The sequence below is a fragment of the Mesorhizobium sp. M0106 genome (assembly GCF_040322715.1).
GTDB lineage: Bacteria > Pseudomonadota > Alphaproteobacteria > Rhizobiales > Rhizobiaceae > Mesorhizobium.
Genome location: NZ_JAMYUA010000001.1, coordinates 217,615 through 236,133 on the forward strand (window position 1 = coordinate 217,615; position 18,519 = coordinate 236,133).

General features: G+C 60.7%; 20 protein-coding genes and 1 tRNA gene. 15 read left to right on the forward strand and 6 right to left on the reverse strand.

Annotation, left to right across the window (positions count from 1 at the left end):
- Positions 1 to 87: 87 nt before the first annotated feature.
- Positions 88 to 750, reverse strand: a complete 663-nt coding sequence (gene msrA / locus NKJ55_RS01010) for a peptide-methionine (S)-S-oxide reductase MsrA (RefSeq protein WP_352448283.1) — start codon at positions 748 to 750, stop codon at positions 88 to 90.
- Positions 751 to 816: 66 nt separating this feature from the next.
- A complete protein-coding gene (locus tag NKJ55_RS01015; protein WP_352448284.1) occupies positions 817 to 1,140 on the reverse strand; it encodes a hypothetical protein in 324 nt (107 codons plus the stop codon).
- Between the two features lie 429 nt (positions 1,141 to 1,569).
- Between NKJ55_RS01015 and NKJ55_RS01020 the strand changes: the two genes are divergently transcribed.
- Positions 1,570 to 1,659 (forward strand) — tRNA-Ser (locus tag NKJ55_RS01020).
- A gap of 296 nt (positions 1,660 to 1,955) precedes the next feature.
- Positions 1,956 to 2,261, forward strand: a complete 306-nt coding sequence (locus NKJ55_RS01025) for a hypothetical protein (protein ID WP_352448285.1) — start codon at positions 1,956 to 1,958, stop codon at positions 2,259 to 2,261.
- A 111-nt stretch (positions 2,262 to 2,372) separates the two neighbouring features.
- Here the strand turns inward: NKJ55_RS01025 and NKJ55_RS01030 are convergent, their stop codons facing one another.
- The 4 genes from NKJ55_RS01030 to NKJ55_RS01045 all read right to left on the reverse strand — a co-directional run bounded on the left by NKJ55_RS01030 (position 2,373) and on the right by NKJ55_RS01045 (position 5,049).
- Positions 2,373 to 2,648, reverse strand: coding sequence for an Arm DNA-binding domain-containing protein (locus tag NKJ55_RS01030; RefSeq protein ID WP_352448286.1), 276 nt, complete (start codon positions 2,646 to 2,648; stop codon positions 2,373 to 2,375).
- 383 nt (positions 2,649 to 3,031) lie between these two features.
- Positions 3,032 to 3,439 (reverse strand): hypothetical protein, encoded by a 408-nt coding sequence (locus NKJ55_RS01035; protein WP_352448423.1) that lies wholly within the window; start codon positions 3,437 to 3,439, stop codon positions 3,032 to 3,034.
- Between the two features lie 271 nt (positions 3,440 to 3,710).
- Positions 3,711 to 3,983 (reverse strand): hypothetical protein, encoded by a 273-nt coding sequence (locus tag NKJ55_RS01040; protein ID WP_352448287.1) that lies wholly within the window; start codon positions 3,981 to 3,983, stop codon positions 3,711 to 3,713.
- A gap of 457 nt (positions 3,984 to 4,440) precedes the next feature.
- On the reverse strand, positions 4,441 to 5,049 hold the full coding sequence (locus NKJ55_RS01045) for a YdeI/OmpD-associated family protein (protein ID WP_352448288.1): 609 nt from the start codon (positions 5,047 to 5,049) through the stop codon (positions 4,441 to 4,443).
- Positions 5,050 to 5,554: 505 nt separating this feature from the next.
- Here NKJ55_RS01045 and NKJ55_RS01050 point away from each other — a divergent pair.
- From NKJ55_RS01050 to NKJ55_RS01110, 13 genes are all read left to right on the forward strand, one after another.
- Positions 5,555 to 5,989, forward strand: coding sequence for a DUF3597 domain-containing protein (locus NKJ55_RS01050; RefSeq protein ID WP_352448289.1), 435 nt, complete (start codon positions 5,555 to 5,557; stop codon positions 5,987 to 5,989).
- A 407-nt stretch (positions 5,990 to 6,396) separates the two neighbouring features.
- On the forward strand, positions 6,397 to 6,627 hold the full coding sequence (locus NKJ55_RS01055) for a hypothetical protein (protein WP_352448290.1): 231 nt from the start codon (positions 6,397 to 6,399) through the stop codon (positions 6,625 to 6,627).
- A gap of 233 nt (positions 6,628 to 6,860) precedes the next feature.
- Positions 6,861 to 7,049 carry a DUF3606 domain-containing protein gene (locus NKJ55_RS01060; RefSeq protein ID WP_352448291.1) on the forward strand — a complete coding sequence of 63 codons (189 nt, stop codon included), beginning with the start codon at positions 6,861 to 6,863 and terminating at the stop codon, positions 7,047 to 7,049.
- Positions 7,049 to 7,231: a hypothetical protein gene (locus tag NKJ55_RS01065; protein WP_352448292.1), complete on the forward strand. Its 183-nt coding sequence runs from the start codon at positions 7,049 to 7,051 to the stop codon at positions 7,229 to 7,231. Before NKJ55_RS01060 ends, NKJ55_RS01065 begins: the two co-directional genes overlap by 1 nt.
- 200 nt (positions 7,232 to 7,431) lie before the next feature.
- Positions 7,432 to 8,871: a hypothetical protein gene (locus tag NKJ55_RS01070; RefSeq protein ID WP_352448293.1), complete on the forward strand. Its 1,440-nt coding sequence runs from the start codon at positions 7,432 to 7,434 to the stop codon at positions 8,869 to 8,871.
- A 336-nt stretch (positions 8,872 to 9,207) separates the two neighbouring features.
- Positions 9,208 to 9,297, forward strand: coding sequence for a K(+)-transporting ATPase subunit F (locus NKJ55_RS01075; RefSeq protein ID WP_023675300.1), 90 nt, complete (start codon positions 9,208 to 9,210; stop codon positions 9,295 to 9,297).
- Between the two features lie 25 nt (positions 9,298 to 9,322).
- Positions 9,323 to 11,026 (forward strand): potassium-transporting ATPase subunit KdpA, encoded by a 1,704-nt coding sequence (kdpA, locus tag NKJ55_RS01080; RefSeq protein ID WP_352448294.1) that lies wholly within the window; start codon positions 9,323 to 9,325, stop codon positions 11,024 to 11,026.
- 213 nt (positions 11,027 to 11,239) lie between these two features.
- Positions 11,240 to 13,333: a potassium-transporting ATPase subunit KdpB gene (kdpB, locus tag NKJ55_RS01085; protein WP_352448295.1), complete on the forward strand. Its 2,094-nt coding sequence runs from the start codon at positions 11,240 to 11,242 to the stop codon at positions 13,331 to 13,333.
- A gap of 12 nt (positions 13,334 to 13,345) precedes the next feature.
- On the forward strand, positions 13,346 to 13,915 hold the full coding sequence (gene kdpC, locus NKJ55_RS01090) for a potassium-transporting ATPase subunit KdpC (protein ID WP_352448296.1): 570 nt from the start codon (positions 13,346 to 13,348) through the stop codon (positions 13,913 to 13,915).
- 53 nt (positions 13,916 to 13,968) lie between these two features.
- Positions 13,969 to 16,710, forward strand: coding sequence for a DUF4118 domain-containing protein (locus NKJ55_RS01095; protein WP_352448297.1), 2,742 nt, complete (start codon positions 13,969 to 13,971; stop codon positions 16,708 to 16,710).
- Positions 16,707 to 17,399 carry a response regulator transcription factor gene (locus NKJ55_RS01100; RefSeq protein ID WP_352448298.1) on the forward strand — a complete coding sequence of 231 codons (693 nt, stop codon included), beginning with the start codon at positions 16,707 to 16,709 and terminating at the stop codon, positions 17,397 to 17,399. The genes NKJ55_RS01095 and NKJ55_RS01100 overlap by 4 nt, the downstream gene beginning before the upstream one ends.
- Positions 17,400 to 17,519: 120 nt before the next feature.
- The gene (locus NKJ55_RS01105; protein WP_352448299.1) at positions 17,520 to 17,825 is read left to right on the forward strand and encodes a hypothetical protein; all 306 of its coding nucleotides are present in this window, start codon (positions 17,520 to 17,522) and stop codon (positions 17,823 to 17,825) included.
- Between the two features lie 130 nt (positions 17,826 to 17,955).
- The gene (locus NKJ55_RS01110) at positions 17,956 to 18,465 is read left to right on the forward strand and encodes an NUDIX hydrolase (protein WP_352448300.1); all 510 of its coding nucleotides are present in this window, start codon (positions 17,956 to 17,958) and stop codon (positions 18,463 to 18,465) included.
- The last annotated feature ends 54 nt before the right edge of the window (positions 18,466 to 18,519 follow it).

The window sequence follows — 18,519 nt, forward strand, 5'->3', positions numbered from 1 at the left end:
AAAATTCACGTGGAATTTTGACCTTTTGGAAAAGCATGGCGCCGCATCGCGGCGCCACAGCATATTCCTTGCGTCAGGGGCATAAAATCAGGCGGAGACGGCGGCCGGAATGGCGCAGGAGACGCCGGTTCCCTGCAGGCCGCAATAGCCGTAGGGGTTCTTCGCCAGATATTGCTGGTGGTCTTCCTCGGCGAAGTAGAATTCCGGCGCCGGCGCGATCTCCGTGGTGATCTTGCCGCGTCCGGCGCCGCGCAGCGAAGCCTCGTAGGCGTCGCGCGAGGCGATCGCAGCCTGGTGTTGAGCGTCGTTGAACGTATAGATCGCCGAGCGGTAAGTGGTGCCGACATCATTGCCCTGGCGCATGCCTTGCGTCGGGTCGTGGCTTTCCCAGAACAGCTTCAAGAGCTCGGCATAAGACACGATCTTGGGGTCGTAGACGACGAGCACGACTTCGGCATGGCCGGTGAGCCCCGTGCAGGTTTCCTGATAGGTCGGGTTGGGCGTGACGCCGCCGGCATAGCCGGCCGCCGTGACCCAGACGCCCTCGACTTGCCAGAACAGGCGCTCGGCGCCCCAGAAGCAGCCCAGGCCGAACATCGCCGTTTCCATCCCTTCGGGATAAGGACCCTTGAGCGGCCTGTTCGAGACAAAGTGCTTCGATGCGGTCGGGATCGGCCGGTCGCGGCCGGGCAACGCCTCGGAGGGTTTCGGCAGGTTGAGCTTCTTGTTCAGCATGTCGCTGAGAAACATGTGTGGCTTCCTTTTCTTCTTGGTTGAGCCTTCCTGGTACGGGAACACCGGGTCAGGCTGGAAATGTCAGGTTGCGGCGAACCGCCCGCTGGGGCGCTGCCGCCTGTAACCGATGGCATAAAGAATGAACGCCAGCACCGCGAACACGGCAAAGCCGGGCTGGCTGAGCACCCAGGCGATGGCACCGTCCCACAGCAGCGGGTTGATCTTATCGCGGACGAAGCTTTCGAAGGCGCTGCGCGTATCCGGCGAGACAGCGAGCCAGCTGGTGTTGAGCGGGGTCATCACCAGCGCCGAAGCCGCCACCGAGCGGGTCGCATCGAGCACGGCCATGATGACCGAAACCGAAAGCGCAATCATTGCGGCAAGACGGAAGATAAAGCGGAACATCCGGACCCTTCCTCCCCAGGAGTTTATCAGAATGTCGTGTGGACTGTTAAATAGGATCTGCGTGCTTTATCCGCAATCGCGACACGCGAAGTTGAACCTACGGCAGCCGGGTTCGCCGAAACCGTCGGCGCGCCGGGGACGGCAAGCACACCTCCGCCGCTCCTTTCGATAGGCTCCCAACGGGTGCTCCGATAACATGGGCTGAGCATCCGTATCCGGCAAAGCGAATAGACTGCCGTTATGTCTTGGCATTCGGCACCGGATCGACTAGATGAGCCCCGCGCCTGTTGCTTTGACGGCTCGGGTGCGGGGAAAGGGTATCCGCTGGTTGACGGCGCCCACGGCCGGAATTCCGGCCGGAATCCCAAAGGAGATGCATCTCCCCAACCCGCGCGGCGAAACCGGCCGCGTCGAAAATGCTAAAAAGACGGAGAGGTGGCCGAGTGGTTGAAGGCGCACGCCTGGAAAGTGTGTTTACGGGAAACCGTAACGCGGGTTCGAATCCCGCTCTCTCCGCCAGTTGCCTCGCCAAATTGCTGAAATACCTAATAAATTTCATGGCTCGCAGTATTTGACCCACTTTTTGCCCCACATAATTGTGTGGATTAAAATGGCTGTCACAGGCTTTCTCTGGACGCTATCTCTAGCAAGAGCGCTTCATTGTGGAGCGAAGTTGAGCGCCCCTCCAACTATGTGAGTCTGGGGCCGGATGGTCCTGTCACTACGGGGACGACGGCGACGTTGGCGGGTGTGTGGAGAGGCTTTGATTTTGGTGGGCGTGTTGACCTGTCGCCCGATCCTGTGGGGAGCGAAAGATGGTGACGATACTGAAGTGGATTGCCATCGCTGTACTTGGGCTGCTGGCATTGATGCATGCGGCACTGACTGCTTCACTGATCTGGCACATGTTCCGCTACGATGTACCCGGAGCTTGGATTGCGGAGCCCGAATTAGTCAGGCAATACCTGATTCCGCTGGCTTCCATTTTTGGTCTCTTGATACTGATGCGATACGCCAAGCCGACCGAAAGAAAGGCGTGCATCGCAGTTCTCGCTGCCGTTACTGTGTCCTTTGCGCTGTTTCTATTGTTGCATTTAACCGGTCGATTGACGATCAAATAGAGGGGACACTTGGGGCCCGCGCAGCGATTTTTGGCTGTTCTGCATGCTGATTTTTGCCTCTGATAGTGCTTCGCGCGGGTAGAATTTTGCGTTCGCGGCCTGCAAATTTTGTCATCGAATCCGGTTTGCGCGCACGAAATTTGGGCTCTTCTTGCGGTAAGCTAGCGCGGTTTCTCGTGCATCGGCGAGCGAGATGATCGACGTGCCGCCCAATCCGATGTCTCTACGCCTGCCTTGGACGATGATCCGGAGGAGCCAACGCTTCGCTCCCGACGGGTCCACGACGAGGTAAAGGCCATTGCCATCGGCATATCGTCCCGGAGTCTTAGCCTGCCGCACCTCGATCGCGCTTAGCGCCTTGTCCGGGTGCTTTCCCGATTTTTGCATCGTCCGCCCAACTCACCCCACCCCACATTTTCACCCACATTGTATCGGCGATTTTGTTGGACGGCAATGAATGTCGTTGGACGAACTGAAAAATTAACGGCTTGATTTCAAAGCGTTATTGGACGTCATTGGCCGCAGACGAACAGCCGACTGGCTGCCGCTCTCTCCGCCAGATAAATCTCACCGGTTCGCCAGCCTAAAGGGACGCTGGACGGCTACTGCCGCTGCGGTGCAGGTATCTTGGGGCAGGCAGAGGGGGGCGCGAAGGCTACGGAGCGGCTTTCATCTTCGCCGCACCCTTACCTCAGATCAGCCTACAACCAATCGGCCCGCGCTTCACCAGAAGCACGGGCTTGGCCGACTCGGCGCCATCGCCGCCCCGTCTAGCGCGGGACCGCTTGTATTCCCGAGACCGAGCGCTCTGTTTCGGCGGAGAAAACCACGAAGGCAAAGATCAGCACGGCGACAGCGACAATCATTGAGCCGGTGGCGACGATCGGCTCGAGCGCCGGGTTTCCCTGCAGCATCAGGTAAAGAGCCGGCAGCATCACGACCAGGCCGAGATTGTAGACGCCGTAGTGGATCATGGCGCTCCTGCGGGCAGCCTTCGCCGGATTCAGCGCATAATAGCCGCCGAATATTGCACTGGTGACCCACCCCAGCAGGTTGATGTGCGCGTGAGCCGGAAACGCGCCGTGATCGCCTGAAATTGCCATCTGCAGGCCAGCTGCAATTCCCAGAATAAGAAAGACGATGGCTGTCTTGAAAAAGAGCTCCGAAACTTTAGGCATGCTATTTCTCCCAAACCCGTTTTGCCGCCGCATCATGCTGTGGTTCCGGCGATCTTGCCAAGGGACCGTCGGGCCTGCGGAAGCATGTGTTGCCGGCCTGACAGCCCGTTGGCGACCGGTCGCCGGGCCTGGCCGGTTGCGAGTCCAGCCGGCAAAAAATATGCGCTTACGCTAATTTAATTGCAACATCACCGGCCAGGCTTCGATGTCGTTCTCGCTAGCGAACTGTCCTGCGCGATGGTGGTGCCCATACGCGCCAAAGGTCTGCCCGTCAGTGTTGCAGCAGGGCCTCGCCAAACTTCTCCCACAGCTGTTCGCAATCTGTTGCTCTGAGGCTGGGGGTTCCGAGTGGGCCATATCTGATGACGGCGGCGTGAACATCATAGCCAACGATAGGTGCATTGGCGACAAAGTGGATAGCCTCGCCCAATCGGCGAGAGCCAATTGGCGCATCGGTTTTGTTGGTGATGTCGAAGACACCACAAATATCCACTTCCTGGTTCCTGGCTGCCAACGCAGCTTCCATTACCTGTTCGTGCATCATCGAAGTCTCTCCTATCGGTCTAAGTCTAAGAACCGCGGCTTGTGTTGGCCCGGCAACTGACAACCGGCAAATCGAAGTGCCTTTTGCAGCATTTCGATTGGCTCTTGCTGCGAGCCACTCCGCCCGCTCCCGCGGCAAGCCGATAAGGCAACTGCCAGCGAAGTCCGCAGGCACGTCCACCGTCGCATCAAACACGGCCCACGTGCCAGTCGGCTCCTGAATGGGCAAAAAACGTCATAGAAGCGCCTGCTAATATACGTATGCCGACTGTGGGGACGGAGCTTTGTTCCTACATCGATTAAACGAATGAGAAATGGAGTCGAAATGTCAGGCGACGCTGGTCGAAAACAAATCGTCGGCGACATCGCCAGGAATGCGCTTGAGCTGCGATCCGGCCGCATTCGGGGCTCGCCGACAGGGCGAGCACACGACGCAGCAGGCAAGCGCGGCCAAATGCTCATCCAGAATCGCGATTTCGTTGCGGATAGATCGTCTCGCCGCGCTTCAGCATCTCCACGAAAGCCGCGATCTTCTTCTTGCGTCCGGCTTCGGTTTTCATGTTGTGGATGCGGAAGGCGAGCGCGAAGCGGTTTTGCTGGCTGAGTTTTGCCAGCATCTCTTTCGCCATGGGCTCGGCGTCTATTGCCGCCTGGAGGTCGTCGGGGATCTTCATCTCCTTGCCGCTCTTGTAGGCGCGCGCCCAGCGGCCGTCGGCCTTGGCTGCCTCGACCTGCCTCAGCCCATGCTCGGTCATCCGGCCCTCCTCGATCAGCCGAGCGACATTGTCGACATTGATCTGGCTCCAGGTGCTCTTCTTGCCGCGCGGGGTGTAGCGCTGCAGGTAGCTTTTGCCGTCCAAGGCCTTGCGCACCGCATCGATCCAGCCCCAGCACAACGCCACGTCGATGGCTTGCTTCGGAGTGATCGACGGCAGCCCCGAATCGAGCTTATGGATCTTGATCCAGACTTCGTCCTCGCTGTCGTGATGCTCGCCAAGCCAGGCATGGAAGCTTTCGGCATCCCTGAACTCGCGCACCTTGGCGGGGTCGACCTTGACGGGCGCCATCAGCCGGTCCGCCCGTGACGCAGGCGCGTAACGACGCCGAACCGGTTGCCGGCCGCGCGCGCGCTCATCTCAGCTCCGACAACTAGGATCATGGTTCGCTCCTCTCAACGATGCGAATACGAAACCTAGACGATCTTTCTATTTTCATCATCAAGAGCGTCTCCCTCCTCGTACCGCTCCAATGCCTCCATTAGCCACCGACACTGATTTTACTGGTATGGAATCGCTCGGCATCCGCATATCTATTTGCAACTTCTAATTTAGCCCGATGCGTGCCGAGAGCCCTCAATTCGGCCGTCATCCATTGCACTTGACGGTCTCTCGAGCTGTATACGGCCCGAACTGTTGCCGTATCGGCCGATTTTTCAGCGCAACCAAGCCTTTACCTTTCGGCCAGTTCGGAGTTGCCCTTCAGCCATGTTCGTGGTCCCGTACAACCAGGGCGCTCAATGCGGCATTCGGCACCGGTCGCCTCACCGACCGTCAAGGCACACAGGAGATAGCAATGGGCATTTTCGACAGTATCAAAGGTGCGATTTTCGGAAACGCGGTTGCGGCCGAAGCGCCGCCGGCGCAACCGTCTCCCGCGCCTGCTTCGAGCACGGCCACCCAGCCGACGGCGCCTACCCGATCCGCCCCGGCTGCAACCCCGGCCTCGACCGCGCCGGCCGCGCCGTTCTCTGCCCCGAACATCGCTGCCATTCTCGACAAGGCGGTGGCCGCGAAGGGGCAGAAACTCAACTGGAAGAATTCGATCGTCGACCTGATGAAGGCTCTGAATATCGACAGCAGCCTCGGCGCCCGCAAGGAGCTTGCCCACGAGCTGAACTACACCGGCGATATGAACGACACTGTAACGATGAATCTGTGGCTGCACGACGCACTGATGAAAAAGCTGGCCGAGAATGGCGGCAAGCTTCCGAGCGACCTGGCCGCCTAGAGTCACAAGACAAGCAATTCCAGGAAAACGTGTGAACGGTTTTCCGTCGGGAATTGCGTCAAGCAAAAAATGCAGACCGGTTCGGCGTTTCCGTGAAACGACGAACCGTCCCGGTCCTGCCCGCACCGTGGTTCTTGCTGCGCTGGCTTCGGCCGCAACCGAGCAGACCCCACTGCCAAGCATCAGACTGCCAGTAAATAAAATTGAGACCGATCCCGGCCGCCGGGATTGGGTCTATGGCGAAGTCGCATGGCACAAAAGCGCTGCCGCCTCGCCCGGCTTGTCTCACTCAAAACCGATGATTTTCGGTCGCCGTCCGCACGCTGGTAGGACCACCATTTTGCTGGCGAAACGCGACGTTCGGCGTATCATTCTCCCGGGCGAGGGTTCATGGTGGGAGGAAGCCAATGAACGTGGTGCAGCGGGTGACGGTCGCCGACTTGACGGCCCAAGAGCTTGTTTCATCTGCGCTTTCACGGTTCGGTGCCGGCGACACCATATCGACGAGGGCGATGCTGGACATCGTTCGCAGGACGGCTCCGACCTGCGGCAACAGTGACGACGATCTGGTCGAGCTTATCGTCATGACGGCCGTTGGTAGGACCATGGGTGTCGTGTTCGACCATCGCTCCCATTAGCAATCCGGAACGAATACCAGGCTGCTCCCAGGAGCAGTGGCGGGCGGTTGGCAGCGCCGCCAAAGAGGCCAGCCTTTTTGTGCGCGAAGGCCGGCCTGACACCAAGCCCTTGTTTTGAGCAAAATCGCCGCGCATACCGGGTCATGCCCGAGGGCAGGCAATTGGGCGACACGCTCGAAGGAACTCGCTGAAATCTTGCCCGTTATGCTCTCGTCGAGATGAGGAGAGCTGCCATGGCCGACGACAAAACCAAGACCGATAGTCGCGACCGCTCACGAGTGGCGGGCGGCGAAGATTATGAGGTACATCATTTCGCCGAGGAAGCGGGCATTACCCCGGATCAGGCCCGTACGCTGATCAAGCGCCACGGCACCGACCGCAAGGTGCTGAACGAAATCGCCGAGAGCATAAGAGCGTTGTAATGGCTGACAAGAAAACCGCAATGGCCGACCGCAAGACGCGCGATGCGGACGAAAAGAAGGCTCTGCACCTGGCTGAAACCACCGACGTTTCGCCGAAGCAGGCGAAGGATCTGATGCGCAAGCACGGCAAGGACAGCCCGAAGGTCGAGAAGGAAGCCAAGAACTTCAAGGCCGAGGGCTGAGCCGCCGAAGGTCTTTGTGCGTCACCCGCAACTTGACAATCGCTGCTGAACGCGCCCAGCCGGTTGGACGCGCGGCATAGGGGCCGCAATCCTGCGGCTTATCGGTTTTCTAACAAATTCGGCCTATGCCTTCCGCTGTCGCGGCTCAGGGATGCCATATGCGCGGGATGTCTGGTGAGGCGAGGCCGTCGATAGATGACATGCAGCATGTGAGGCTGGTGTTTTGCCTGTTGGCCGCGGTTGTGATGGCGGCGGCGCTCCTCGCCTTTGCCACCTCCCTCCTGCAGGATCCCGATAGCTGGTGGCACATTAAGGTCGGCATTGATATGCTGGCAAGCCGCACATTCCCGACCATCGACATTTACTCCTACACTTTTGCCGGCCAGCCATGGATCGCCAAGGAATGGCTTAGCCAGGTTCTCCTTGCAATTGCCTATGAAGCCGGCGGTTGGAACGGCGTGGTGCTGCTGGCGACTGCGGTAATCGCGCTGACGGCCTTCTTGACGTCGTGGTATCTCAGCGCGTGGTTGAAGCCGACGCTGGCGATAGGACTGACGCTGGTGCTCGCGCTCGTGATCGGGCCAATCTATGTCGCCCGACCGCACATCTTTACCTTGCCCATTATCGTCGTCTGGACCGCCGGTCTTTTCCAGGCCGCACGCGACGGGAAAGCGCCGCCTTTATGGCTGCTGGCGCTGCTTTGCGTGTGGGCCAATCTCCACGCCACCTTCACCTTCGGTTTCGTCATCGCCGCCTTCGCCGGCCTCGATCTGCTTATGCGCACGCGCTTATCGAACCCCCGGCTGCTGGCCAAGTGGATTGCTTTCGGGCTGCTTTGCCCGCTGGTCAGCCTGCTCAACCCCTATGGCGTCAAGGCAATACTCGCCACATTCACCGTGGCCTATGGCAATGAGGCGGTGCCTTACATTGCGGAGTGGCAGCCATTCGACGCCTCGCGGCATACCCTCCAGGAGGTGATCCTGCTGGTGGCGTTTTTCGGGCTGGTCGTGTCGAGATTGCGCATTGGCTGGGCCAAGGCGCTGTTCCTTGTCTTCACGTTGCACGTCTATCTCACCCACATACGGTTCATGTACCTGTTCTTTCTTCTCGTGCCGGTGGTCCTTACCGTCGAGGTCGCGCAACAATATCCAGTGCTTTCAGCCGAGAAATGGGCGGCGGAAAAGCGCGACGGACTTGAACAATTTTTCGCACGGAAATTTTCCAGGATTTGCGCTGGACTTGCCGTTTTGCTGGTTTTGGCGGCTGCCGCCTTCACGACCTATCCGGTCGCGCCGAGCCAGAAGACCTCGGCGAGGGACGCACTGGCCTTCGCCCAAACCCATAATCTGTCGGGCAATCTGCTGAACTCCTACGATTTCGGCGGTACGCTGATTTTTCATGGCATCAGGACGTTTATTGACGGCCGCGCGGATCAGCTCTTCCTGAATGGCTTTACGGAAACGGATGAGCAGACTGGGCACAGCCGGGGCAAGCCGATCCTGAAAGCCCAACTCGACAAATATACGATAGGCTGGGCATTGTTGACCGCCGACGACAGCCGCATTCCGTTCTTCGACCAACTGGGCTGGAAGCGGGCCTATGCGGACGATTACGCGGTGATCTACACCCGCGCGGACTGAGCCCCGGCAGCTTCGCGCGCCGGTGCGCACCTCCCCCCTGAAGCTGTGGCCAGCGCCGAGGCGGCGAAATCCTTATGGGATTTTGATTTCTTTGCTCCGCGTCCCGTCTCGAACCTTTATGGCACTTTGATCCATATTCACAGGAGCGGTGTATCCAGCCGCCGATATGATGCGGCGACGGGTTTTGGCAGTTTTGTCCAAGTTGAAAAGAACGAACACAACATAAGGAAAATGCGCGGTGGACATAGTTGTTGTCGCGATTGGAATCGCGTTCTTTGCTCTATGCTTCGGCTACATCAAAGCCTGCGACAAGCTGTAAGTTTAGGGGATCGTAACATGCTATTCGACTATATCCTCGGCGGCGCCGTGACCTTGTTTCTTCTCGCCTACCTGACATACGCCCTCGTTCGCCCGGAACGCTTCTGATCTCCACTGGCAAGGAGCCAACCCCATGACAATCAACGGATGGCTGCAGATCCTCGTCTATTGCGGGATCGTCGTTTTGCTGGCCAAGCCGCTCGGCGGCTACATGCATCGCGTTTTCAGCGGCGAGCGCACATTCCTGTCGTCAATTCTGGCCCCGCTCGAGCGCGGGCTCTACCGCATATCAGGGACCAGCGAGCGCGAGGAGCAGCACTGGACTTCCTATGCGGCGGCCCTGCTGTTCTTTAACCTGGCCGGCTTCCTGGTGCTCTATTCGCTGCAACGGCTGCAAGGCGGCCTGCCTTACAATCCGGCCGGCATGACCGCCGTCGAACCTGGGCTGGCCTTCAACACCGCCGCCAGCTTCATGACCAACACCAACTGGCAGAACTACGGCGGCGAAAGCACGATGTCCTATCTCGTGCAGATGGCCGGCTTGACCGTGCAGAATTTTCTGTCGACGGCGACTGGCGTCGCCATTGCGGTCGCATTGATCCGCGGCTTTGCTAGAGCCTCAGGCAAATCGATCGGCAATTTCTGGGTCGATATGACCCGCGGCACGCTCTACCTGCTTTTGCCCTTTTGCATCGTGTTGACTCTGGTCTATGTCTATCTCGGCATGCCGCAGACGCTCGCTGCCTACGTCAACGCGACGACGCTCGAAGGCGCGCAACAGACTATCGCGGTCGGGCCGGTCGCTTCCCAGGTTGCCATCAAGATGCTCGGCACCAATGGCGGCGGTTTCTTCAACGCCAATGCAGCGCATCCCTTCGAAAATCCCGATGCAATCTCCAACCTGATCCAGATGGTGACGATCTTCGCCCTCGGCGCGGCGTTGACCAATGTCTTCGGCCGCATGGTAGGCAACCAGCGCCAGGGCTGGGCAATTCTGTCGGCTATGGGCGTACTGTTCATCGCCGGCGTTGCCGTCTGCTACTGGGCGGAAGCCGCCGGCAATCCGCTCGTCCATGCGCTGGGCGTCGACGGCGGCAACATGGAGGGCAAGGAGAGCCGCTTCGGCATCGCCCTGTCGGCACTGTTTGCCGTCATCACCACGGCCGCATCCTGCGGCGCGGTCAACGCCATGCATGACAGCTTCACCGCACTCGGCGGCATGATCCCCATCATCAACATGCAGCTCGGCGAGGTCATTGTCGGCGGCGTCGGCGCCGGCTTCTACGGTATCCTGATGTTCATCGTCATTGCCGTTTTCGTCGCCGGGCTGATGGTCGGACGCACGCCCGAATATCTCGGCAAGAAGATCGAGGCCAAGGAGGTCAAGATGGCTATGCTGGCCGTGCTCTGCCTGCCGCTTGCAATGCTGATCTTCACCGCTGTCGCGGTGGTGCTGCCGACCGGCGTTGCTTCCATCGCCAATGCCGGCCCGCACGGCTTCTCCGAGATTCTCTATGCCTACACCTCGGCCGCGGCGAACAATGGCTCCGCCTTTGGCGGCCTCAGCGGCAACACGCCCTGGTACAACGTAACGCTCGGCATCGGCATGCTGATGGGCCGGTTCCTGGTCATTATTCCGGCGTTGGCGATTGCTGGCTCGCTGGTTGCGAAGAAGACCGTCCCTGCCTCCGCCGGCACCTTCCCGACCGACGGTCCGCTGTTCGTCGGGCTGCTGGCCGGTGTCATCCTGATCGTCGGCGGCCTGACCTTCTTCCCGGCCCTGGCGGTCGGACCGATCGTCGAGCACCTGGCGATGATTCACGGTCAGACATTCTGAAACGGCGATGCCCTGGTTCAACATCATACCTCGAAAGGTCCGGCATCGCCCCGAGCCGGAGGGGGAGAAAACGCCCCCTCCTTTCCCGACGCTGTCCACATTCCTCGCTATTGCGGCAGCCTTGATCATGATCTGGCTGCTGGCTTACGGGCCGCCGCACCTTCGTTCGGCACACGATCGACCGGTCAACAACATCGACACTGGAGCTACCAAATGAGCCCGTCGAAATCCGTGAGCATCATGGATACCCGCATTCTGTGGCCCGCTATCGGCGGTTCCTTCAGAAAACTGAACCCGCGCACCTTGATGCGAAACCCGGTGATGTTTGTCGTCGCCGTCGTCTCGGCGCTCACCACCGTGCTGTTCGTCAAGGATCTCGTTACCAGCGGCGGCGATCTTGGCTTCATGCTGCAGATCATCATCTGGCTGTGGTTCACCGTGCTCTTCGCCAATTTCGCCGAAGCGGTGGCCGAAGGCCGCGGCAAGGCGCAAGCTGACTCGCTGCGTCGGGCGCGAACCGAGACGCAGGCCAAGCTGTTGAACGGTGGCGACCGCAGCAAGTTCAAACTGGTGCCCGGCACCAGCCTGAAGGTCGGCGACATCGTGCTTGTCGAAGCCGGCGACATCATCCCCTCGGACGGCGAGGTGGTCGAAGGCGTGGCGTCGGTCAACGAGGCGGCCATCACCGGCGAATCCGCACCGGTCATCCGCGAATCCGGAGGCGATCGTTCGGCGGTGACCGGCGGCACGCAGGTCTTGTCCGACTGGATCCGCGTGCGCATCACTGCGGCTGCCGGTCATACGTTCCTCGACCGCATGATCTCGCTGGTCGAGGGCGCCGAGCGCCAGAAGACACCCAACGAGATCGCGCTCAACATCCTGCTCGTCGGCATGACGCTGATCTTCGTGCTGGCGACGGCGACGATCCCGAGCTTCGCCTCGTATTCGGGCGGCTGTATCTCGGTGACCGTGCTGGTCGCCCTGTTCGTTACCCTGATCCCGACCACAATTGGCGCCCTGCTGTCGGCTATCGGCATTGCCGGCATGGACCGCCTGGTGCGCTTCAACGTGCTCGCCATGTCGGGCCGCGCCGTCGAGGCGGCCGGCGATGTCGACACGCTGCTGCTCGACAAGACCGGAACCATCACGCTGGGCAACCGTCAGGCGACGGCATTTCGACCGGTCAAGGGCGTCACCGAACAGGAACTGGCCGACGCGGCTCAGCTTGCCTCGCTTGCCGACGAAACGCCGGAAGGCCGCTCGATCGTCGTCCTGGCGAAGGAAAAATACGCTATCCGCGCCCGCGACATGGCAAGCCTGCACGCGACTTTCGTGCCCTTCACCGCGCAAACCCGCATGAGCGGTGTCGATCTGGAAGGCTCCTCGGTCCGCAAGGGCGCAGTCGATGCGGTACTTGCCCACGTCAACCTCTCGACCGTTGCCACAGGCAGTACGCGCCCCGGCAGCGACACCGTCCGCGACCTTCAGGCGATCGCCGACGAGATCGCCAAATCGGGTGGCACTCCACTCGCGGTCGAGCGCGACGGGCGCCTGCTCGGCGTCGTCCATCTGAAGGACATCGTCAAGGGCGGCATCGCAGAACGCTTTGCCGAATTGCGCCGCATGGGCATCCGCACGGTGATGATCACCGGCGATAATCCGATGACCGCGGCGGCGATCGCGGCGGAAGCCGGCGTCGACGACTTCCTTGCCCAGGCGACGCCCGAGGACAAGTTGAAGCTGATCCGCGACGAGCAGGCCAAAGGCAAACTGGTCGCGATGTGCGGCGATGGCACCAACGATGCGCCGGCCCTTGCGCAGGCCGATGTCGGCGTTGCCATGAACACCGGCACGGTCGCGGCACGCGAGGCCGGCAACATGGTCGATCTCGACAGCGATCCGACCAAGCTGATCGAGATCGTCGAAATCGGCAAGGCGCTGCTGATGACGCGTGGCTCGCTGACCACCTTCTCCATCGCCAACGACGTGGCCAAGTATTTTGCCATCATCCCGGCAATATTCGCCGTCTTCTACATCGCCCCGGGCCAGACCGCCGGGCCGCTGCAAGCGCTCAATGTCATGCATCTGGCGACGCCGCAGAGCGCTATCCTCTCGGCCATCATCTTCAACGCGCTGATCATCATTGCGCTGATCCCGCTGTCGCTGAGGGGCGTCAAATACCGCGCGGTCGGCGCCGGTGCGCTGCTCAGCCGCAATCTCATTGTCTATGGCCTTGGCGGCGTCGTAGTGCCCTTCGTCGGCATCAAGATGATCGACATGGCCATCACCGCTCTCGGTCTCGCCTAAGGAACCACGTCGATGCTCAATCAAATCAGGCCCGCGATCGTCATGATCGCCTTCTTCACCATTCTGACGGGTTTGGTCTATCCGATCGGCATGACCGGCATTGCCCAGGCGCTGTTTTCGCGCCAGGCCAATGGCAGCCTGATCGAGAAGGACGGCAAGCTCGTCGGTTCCGAGCTGATCGGCCAGGCTTTCGAAAGCGACCGCTACTTCCATGGCCGCCCGTCGGCTGCCGGCGACGGCTACAATGCCGCCGCCTCGGGCGGCTCGAATCTCGGCCCGACCAACCCGAAGCTCATCGACAGGATCAAGAGCGACGCCGAAAAGCTGAGAGTCGAAAACCCGAGCCAGCCGGTACCGATGAATCTGGTCACCACGTCCGGCAGCGGCCTCGATCCGCATATCAGCCCAGATGCGGCCTATTTTCAGGTTGCCAGGGTGGCCAAGGCCAGGGGCGTCGATGAATCCAGGATCAAATCGCTTGTCGACAGCCATGTCGAAGATCGCGAATTGGGGTTCATCGGCGAGGCGGTGGTCAATGTGCTGGCCCTCAACCTTGCGCTGGACGATGCGATGAAACAGTGAAGGACCGGCGCCGGGATCGACACCGAAGCCGGCGCCGTTCATGATTGACCCTTATGCCAGACGACAGCCGCACCGCCGAAACCAGGCCCTCTCCCGACGCGCTGCTCGAGCATGCCGAGCGGGAGGAGCGCGGTCGCCTGAGGATATTTCTCGGCGCCGCCCCCGGTGTCGGCAAGACCTACGAGATGCTGATGTCGGGCCGCGCCAGGCTGGCCGACGGGGTCGACGTGGTGATCGGCATCGTCGAGACGCACGGCCGCAAGGAAACCCAGACGCTCGTCGAAGGCTACGAGGTCATTCCTCGCCTTGAGATCGATTACAAGGGGCGGATCCTTGAGGAGATGAATCTCGACGCCATCCTCGCCCGGCACCCGGCGCTAGTTCTGGTCGACGAACTCGCCCACACCAACGTCGCCGGCAGCCGTCACCCCAAGCGCTATCTCGACGTCCAGGAAATCCTGACGCACGGCATCGATGTCTACACGACGCTGAATATCCAGCACGTCGAGAGCCTGAACGATGTCGTGGCGCAGATCACCCGCGTCAGGGTGCGGGAAACTGTCCCCGACTCCATAATCGACCAGGCCGACGACATCGAGATCATCGACCTCACCCCCGACGATCTGATCAAGCGGCTTGAGGAAGGCAAGGTCTACATCCCCAGCACCGCCCAGCGCGCCATCGAGAACTATTTCTCGCCGGGCAATCTGACGGCGCTCCGGGAATTGGCGCTCCGCCGCACTGCCCAGCGGGTCGACGAGCAGTTGCTGACCCACATGCAGGCCCACGCGATACCCGGGCCTTGGGCGGCGGGGGAAAGGGTTCTCGTCTGCGTCGATGCGCGTCCGGGCGGGGCGGCCCGTGTACGTTATGCGCGGAGGTTGGCCGACCGGCTCCGCGCCCCTTGGACGGCGCTTCATGTCGATACCCCTCGTTCAGCTGCCATGCCCGAGGAGGACAAGGATCGGCTGGCGACGCAGCTGCGCCTTGCCGAGCAGCTCGGTGCCGAGGTGACGACCATTCCGGGTCAGAACGTCGCGCAAGACATCGTTCGGCATGCGACGGCGAACAACTTCACCCATATCGTGATCGGCAGGCCGACCCGATCGCGCTGGCGGGAATTGATCGAAGGCTCGCTCACTTACGATCTCATCCGCAATGCCGGCGACATCAGCGTCCATGTCATTTCGGGAAGCGAACGCAACGCCGAGGCGACGTCGAGGACCGTCAAGACGGCGGACGAGCAGTGGCAGTTCGAGATCTGGCCCTATCTCATGGCCACGGCCTATGTTGTTGGCTCGCTCGCCTTCGCCGTCCTTCTCGACCAGTTTCTCGACGTCCGCAATCTGGCGATCATCTTTCTCATTGGGGTCCTGACGTCGGCGGTGACCGGCGGTCTCTGGCCGGCTTTGTATGCCTGCCTCATCAGCGCCATTGCCTTCAACTATTTCTTCCTGGAACCACGCTACACGCTGACGATCGAGGATCCGGAGAGCATCGTTGCGCTGGCTGTCTTCCTGGTTGTTGCGGTCATTGCCAGCAATCTAACAGCGCGCGTGCAGCGTCAGGCGGTCGCTGCGCGCTCGCGGGCACGCGCCACGGAAGATATTTATCTCTTCTCAAAGAAGCTCGCCGGCGCTGGGACGCTTGATGACGTTCTCTGGGCGACTGCCTTCCAGATCGCCTCGATGCTGAAGCTGCGCGTGGTGCTGCTTCTGCCGGAGAACGGCACAATTGCGGTCAAAGCCGGCTACCCACCCGACGACACGCTGGCCGAGGCCGACATCGCAGCAGCCCGCTGGGCCTGGGAGCATAACCGCGCCGCCGGGCGCGGCGCCGACACGCTGCCCGGAGCAAAGCGCCTCTATCTGCCCTTGCGGACCGGACGCACGGCGGTAGGCGTTGTCGGCCTCGACAACGACAAGCAAGGTCCGCTGCTGACACCCGAGCAGCAGCGTCTGCTCGATGCGCTCGCCGACCAGGCGGCGGTCGCCATCGAGCGCATCCAGCTCGTCGCCGATGTTGACCGGGCCAAGCTTGCGGCCGAGGCAGACCGTCTGCGCTCAGCCTTGCTCACCTCCATTTCCCACGATTTGAAAACGCCGCTTGCCGCCATCATGGGCGCGGCCGGAACACTCAGGGACTTCGAGGCCGCGCTTCCCGAGCAGGACCGGGCGGAACTGCTGTCGACCGTGCTCGATGAAGCGGAGAGGCTTAACCGCTTCATCGCCAATCTGCTCGATATGACCAAGATCGAATCCGGCACGATGGAGCCGAACTATGCGTTTCACTATCTCGGCGACATTGTCGGTTCAGCTCTGTATCGGGCCCGCAAAATCGTCGGCGAGCATAAGACCGAGATCGACATTCCATCGGATCTGCCGATGTTGCGGGTCGACCCCGTTCTGTTCGAACAGGTGCTGTTCAACCTCCTCGACAATGCTGCAAAATACGCGCCGCCAGGTTCGACGATCCGCCTGCAAGCCTGGGCCGACAACGGCTTCGTCATCCTGCAGATCATGGATGAGGGACCAGGCATTCCGCCAGCGGATCTAGAGCGCGTTTTCGACACTTTCTACCGTGTGCGCAAGGGTGACCAGGTGCGTGCCGGCACGGGGCTCGGCCTGTCGATTTGCCGCGGCTTCATCGAAGCGATGGGCGGGACGCTCTTGGCGGCAAACAGGTCCGACCGCTCGGGGGCGGTTTTCACCATCAGGATGCAACTGGTGCCGGCGGAACTGCCCAATCTCGGCGAACCCGAGACGGGCCATCAAAATATGGACGATCTGGCATGACGAGCCTGGACGTCAGGATATTGGTGGTGGACGACGAACCGCCGATCCGGAAACTGCTTCGCGTCGGGCTTGGCAGCCAAGGCTATGCGATCAGCGAGGCGCCGAACGCCAGGGCGGCGATTGAACTCATCGCGACGGAAAAGCCGGACCTTGTGCTGCTCGATCTCGGCCTGCCCGGCATGAGCGGGCATGAGTTGCTCCGCAAATGGCGGGATGATGGCCTGGACATTCCCGTGGTTATTCTTTCCAGCCGAACCGACGAGGCCGGCATCGTCTCGGCCCTCGAACTCGGCGCCGACGATTATGTCACCAAGCCATTCGGTATGAACGAGCTTGTCGCACGCATCCGCGTCGCGCTTCGCCACAAGTTCCAGCAGCAGGGTGAGAGACCGGTGTTCCAGACCGGCGACCTCTCCGTCGATCTGGTGAAGCGCATCGTCAAGGTCGAGGACAAGGAGATAAAGCTCTCGCCGAAGGAATACGACATTCTTCGCACCTTGGTGCAGCACGCCGGCAAGGTTCTCACCCACCAGTTCCTGCTGAAGCAGGTCTGGGGCGATTCCACCGACGTTCAATATCTCAGAGTCTATGTCCGGCAACTCAGGCTAAAGATTGAGAAGACGCCCGACCAGCCCCGCTATATCACGACCGAGACCGGCGTCGGATACCGGCTGCGCGAAGTCGATTGACGGGACCAGCATCCGAAGCGGAAATGCCCCTTCCAATCCGCTTCAAATCAGCGGCGGCCATGGTGTCGCCGGACAAAAGCCCTATATTAAGGGAAGATCGGTTTGTGCGGGAATGAATGGATGTCACGGCTTCGTCTATTGACGTTTTTAGGGTCGGCAATGCTGACTGCGGCGATGCTGTCGGGCGTAAATCCTGCTGCATCGGCACAGGTCGTCAGTCCCGCCGACCGCAACGTGTTGATCCAGCAGGACCAGTTGCAGATGTTGGAGAACAGGCTGCGTCGGCAGCAATACCAGCAGCAGCAACAGCAGTACCGTGCCCAGGATCGCCAAATCCCAATACCGCAACGGCAGGAGGTGCCGCAGATGAGGCCAACTTGCCAGTTGCTGCCGCCGGGGAGCGGCTTTGTCAGCTCTTGCCGCTGACGACCGGTCCCTTTCATTTATTTAGCCGACTTATATACTGGGGAAACCGCTCCGCCTGCGCCCCATTGAAAGCGGGCGAGTTTGCAACGCTGCCCTTGCCGTCTGGGCACCGATTCGACTGGATTATCGAATGGCAGCCAGCAAGAAGAAGGTTGTACGCAAGGCAAGGAAGGGCGACGGGGTTCGCCAGGTCGCGGCGATCCCCTTTCGGCTGAATGGGCATGGCGGAGTCGAGGTGATGCTCGTCACATCGCGAACGACGAGGCGCTTCATCGTGCCGAAGGGCTGGCCGATGAAGGGCAAGAGCGGCCGCAAGGCGGCCACTATCGAAGCACAGGAAGAAGCCGGCGTTCTCGGCAAGACACTGAAACAACCGGCCGGCACCTATTCCTACTGGAAGCGGCTGGCAAACCGCTTCGTCCGTGTCGACGTCGTCGTCTATTTGCTGGAAGTAACCGAGGAACTTGCCGACTGGCAGGAAGCCAGGAGGCGGCAGCGGGCATGGCTGGCACCAGCCGACGCGGCGTTGCTCATCGACGAGCCGGATTTTTCGGCGCTGGTGAGGAACATCAGGATTGCCGAGCTGGAGCATAATCCCAAAAAGCAGAGTCCGGCGTTCGGAAAAGATCCCGCTCAATAGAAGATGGAGGCCTGTCCCGACTGTGTCGGGATGGAATTGATTCCAGCGCCCGCC

Bases quoted from the DNA above. Each gene is read 5' to 3' on its own strand.
- NKJ55_RS01025 (WP_352448285.1), top strand. From the start codon at position 1,956: ATGGTGACGATACTGAAGTGGATTGCCATCGCTGTACTTGGGCTGCTG.
- NKJ55_RS01055 (WP_352448290.1), top strand. From the start codon at position 6,397: ATGAACGTGGTGCAGCGGGTGACGGTCGCCGACTTGACGGCCCAAGAG.
- msrA (WP_352448283.1), bottom strand. From the start codon at position 750: ATGTTTCTCAGCGACATGCTGAACAAGAAGCTCAACCTGCCGAAACCC.
- kdpA (WP_352448294.1), top strand. From the start codon at position 9,323: ATGACAATCAACGGATGGCTGCAGATCCTCGTCTATTGCGGGATCGTC.
- NKJ55_RS01105 (WP_352448299.1), top strand. From the start codon at position 17,520: ATGTCACGGCTTCGTCTATTGACGTTTTTAGGGTCGGCAATGCTGACT.
- kdpB (WP_352448295.1), top strand. From the start codon at position 11,240: ATGAGCCCGTCGAAATCCGTGAGCATCATGGATACCCGCATTCTGTGG.
- NKJ55_RS01060 (WP_352448291.1), top strand. From the start codon at position 6,861: ATGGCCGACGACAAAACCAAGACCGATAGTCGCGACCGCTCACGAGTG.
- NKJ55_RS01065 (WP_352448292.1), top strand. From the start codon at position 7,049: ATGGCTGACAAGAAAACCGCAATGGCCGACCGCAAGACGCGCGATGCG.
- NKJ55_RS01045 (WP_352448288.1), bottom strand. From the start codon at position 5,049: ATGGCGCCCGTCAAGGTCGACCCCGCCAAGGTGCGCGAGTTCAGGGAT.
- NKJ55_RS01070 (WP_352448293.1), top strand. From the start codon at position 7,432: ATGCAGCATGTGAGGCTGGTGTTTTGCCTGTTGGCCGCGGTTGTGATG.
- NKJ55_RS01040 (WP_352448287.1), bottom strand. From the start codon at position 3,983: ATGATGCACGAACAGGTAATGGAAGCTGCGTTGGCAGCCAGGAACCAG.
- NKJ55_RS01100 (WP_352448298.1), top strand. From the start codon at position 16,707: ATGACGAGCCTGGACGTCAGGATATTGGTGGTGGACGACGAACCGCCG.
- NKJ55_RS01050 (WP_352448289.1), top strand. From the start codon at position 5,555: ATGGGCATTTTCGACAGTATCAAAGGTGCGATTTTCGGAAACGCGGTT.
- NKJ55_RS01075 (WP_023675300.1), top strand. From the start codon at position 9,208: ATGCTATTCGACTATATCCTCGGCGGCGCCGTGACCTTGTTTCTTCTC.
- NKJ55_RS01110 (WP_352448300.1), top strand. From the start codon at position 17,956: ATGGCAGCCAGCAAGAAGAAGGTTGTACGCAAGGCAAGGAAGGGCGAC.
- NKJ55_RS01035 (WP_352448423.1), bottom strand. From the start codon at position 3,439: ATGCCTAAAGTTTCGGAGCTCTTTTTCAAGACAGCCATCGTCTTTCTT.
- kdpC (WP_352448296.1), top strand. From the start codon at position 13,346: ATGCTCAATCAAATCAGGCCCGCGATCGTCATGATCGCCTTCTTCACC.
- NKJ55_RS01030 (WP_352448286.1), bottom strand. From the start codon at position 2,648: ATGCAAAAATCGGGAAAGCACCCGGACAAGGCGCTAAGCGCGATCGAG.
- NKJ55_RS01015 (WP_352448284.1), bottom strand. From the start codon at position 1,140: ATGTTCCGCTTTATCTTCCGTCTTGCCGCAATGATTGCGCTTTCGGTT.
- NKJ55_RS01095 (WP_352448297.1), top strand. From the start codon at position 13,969: ATGCCAGACGACAGCCGCACCGCCGAAACCAGGCCCTCTCCCGACGCG.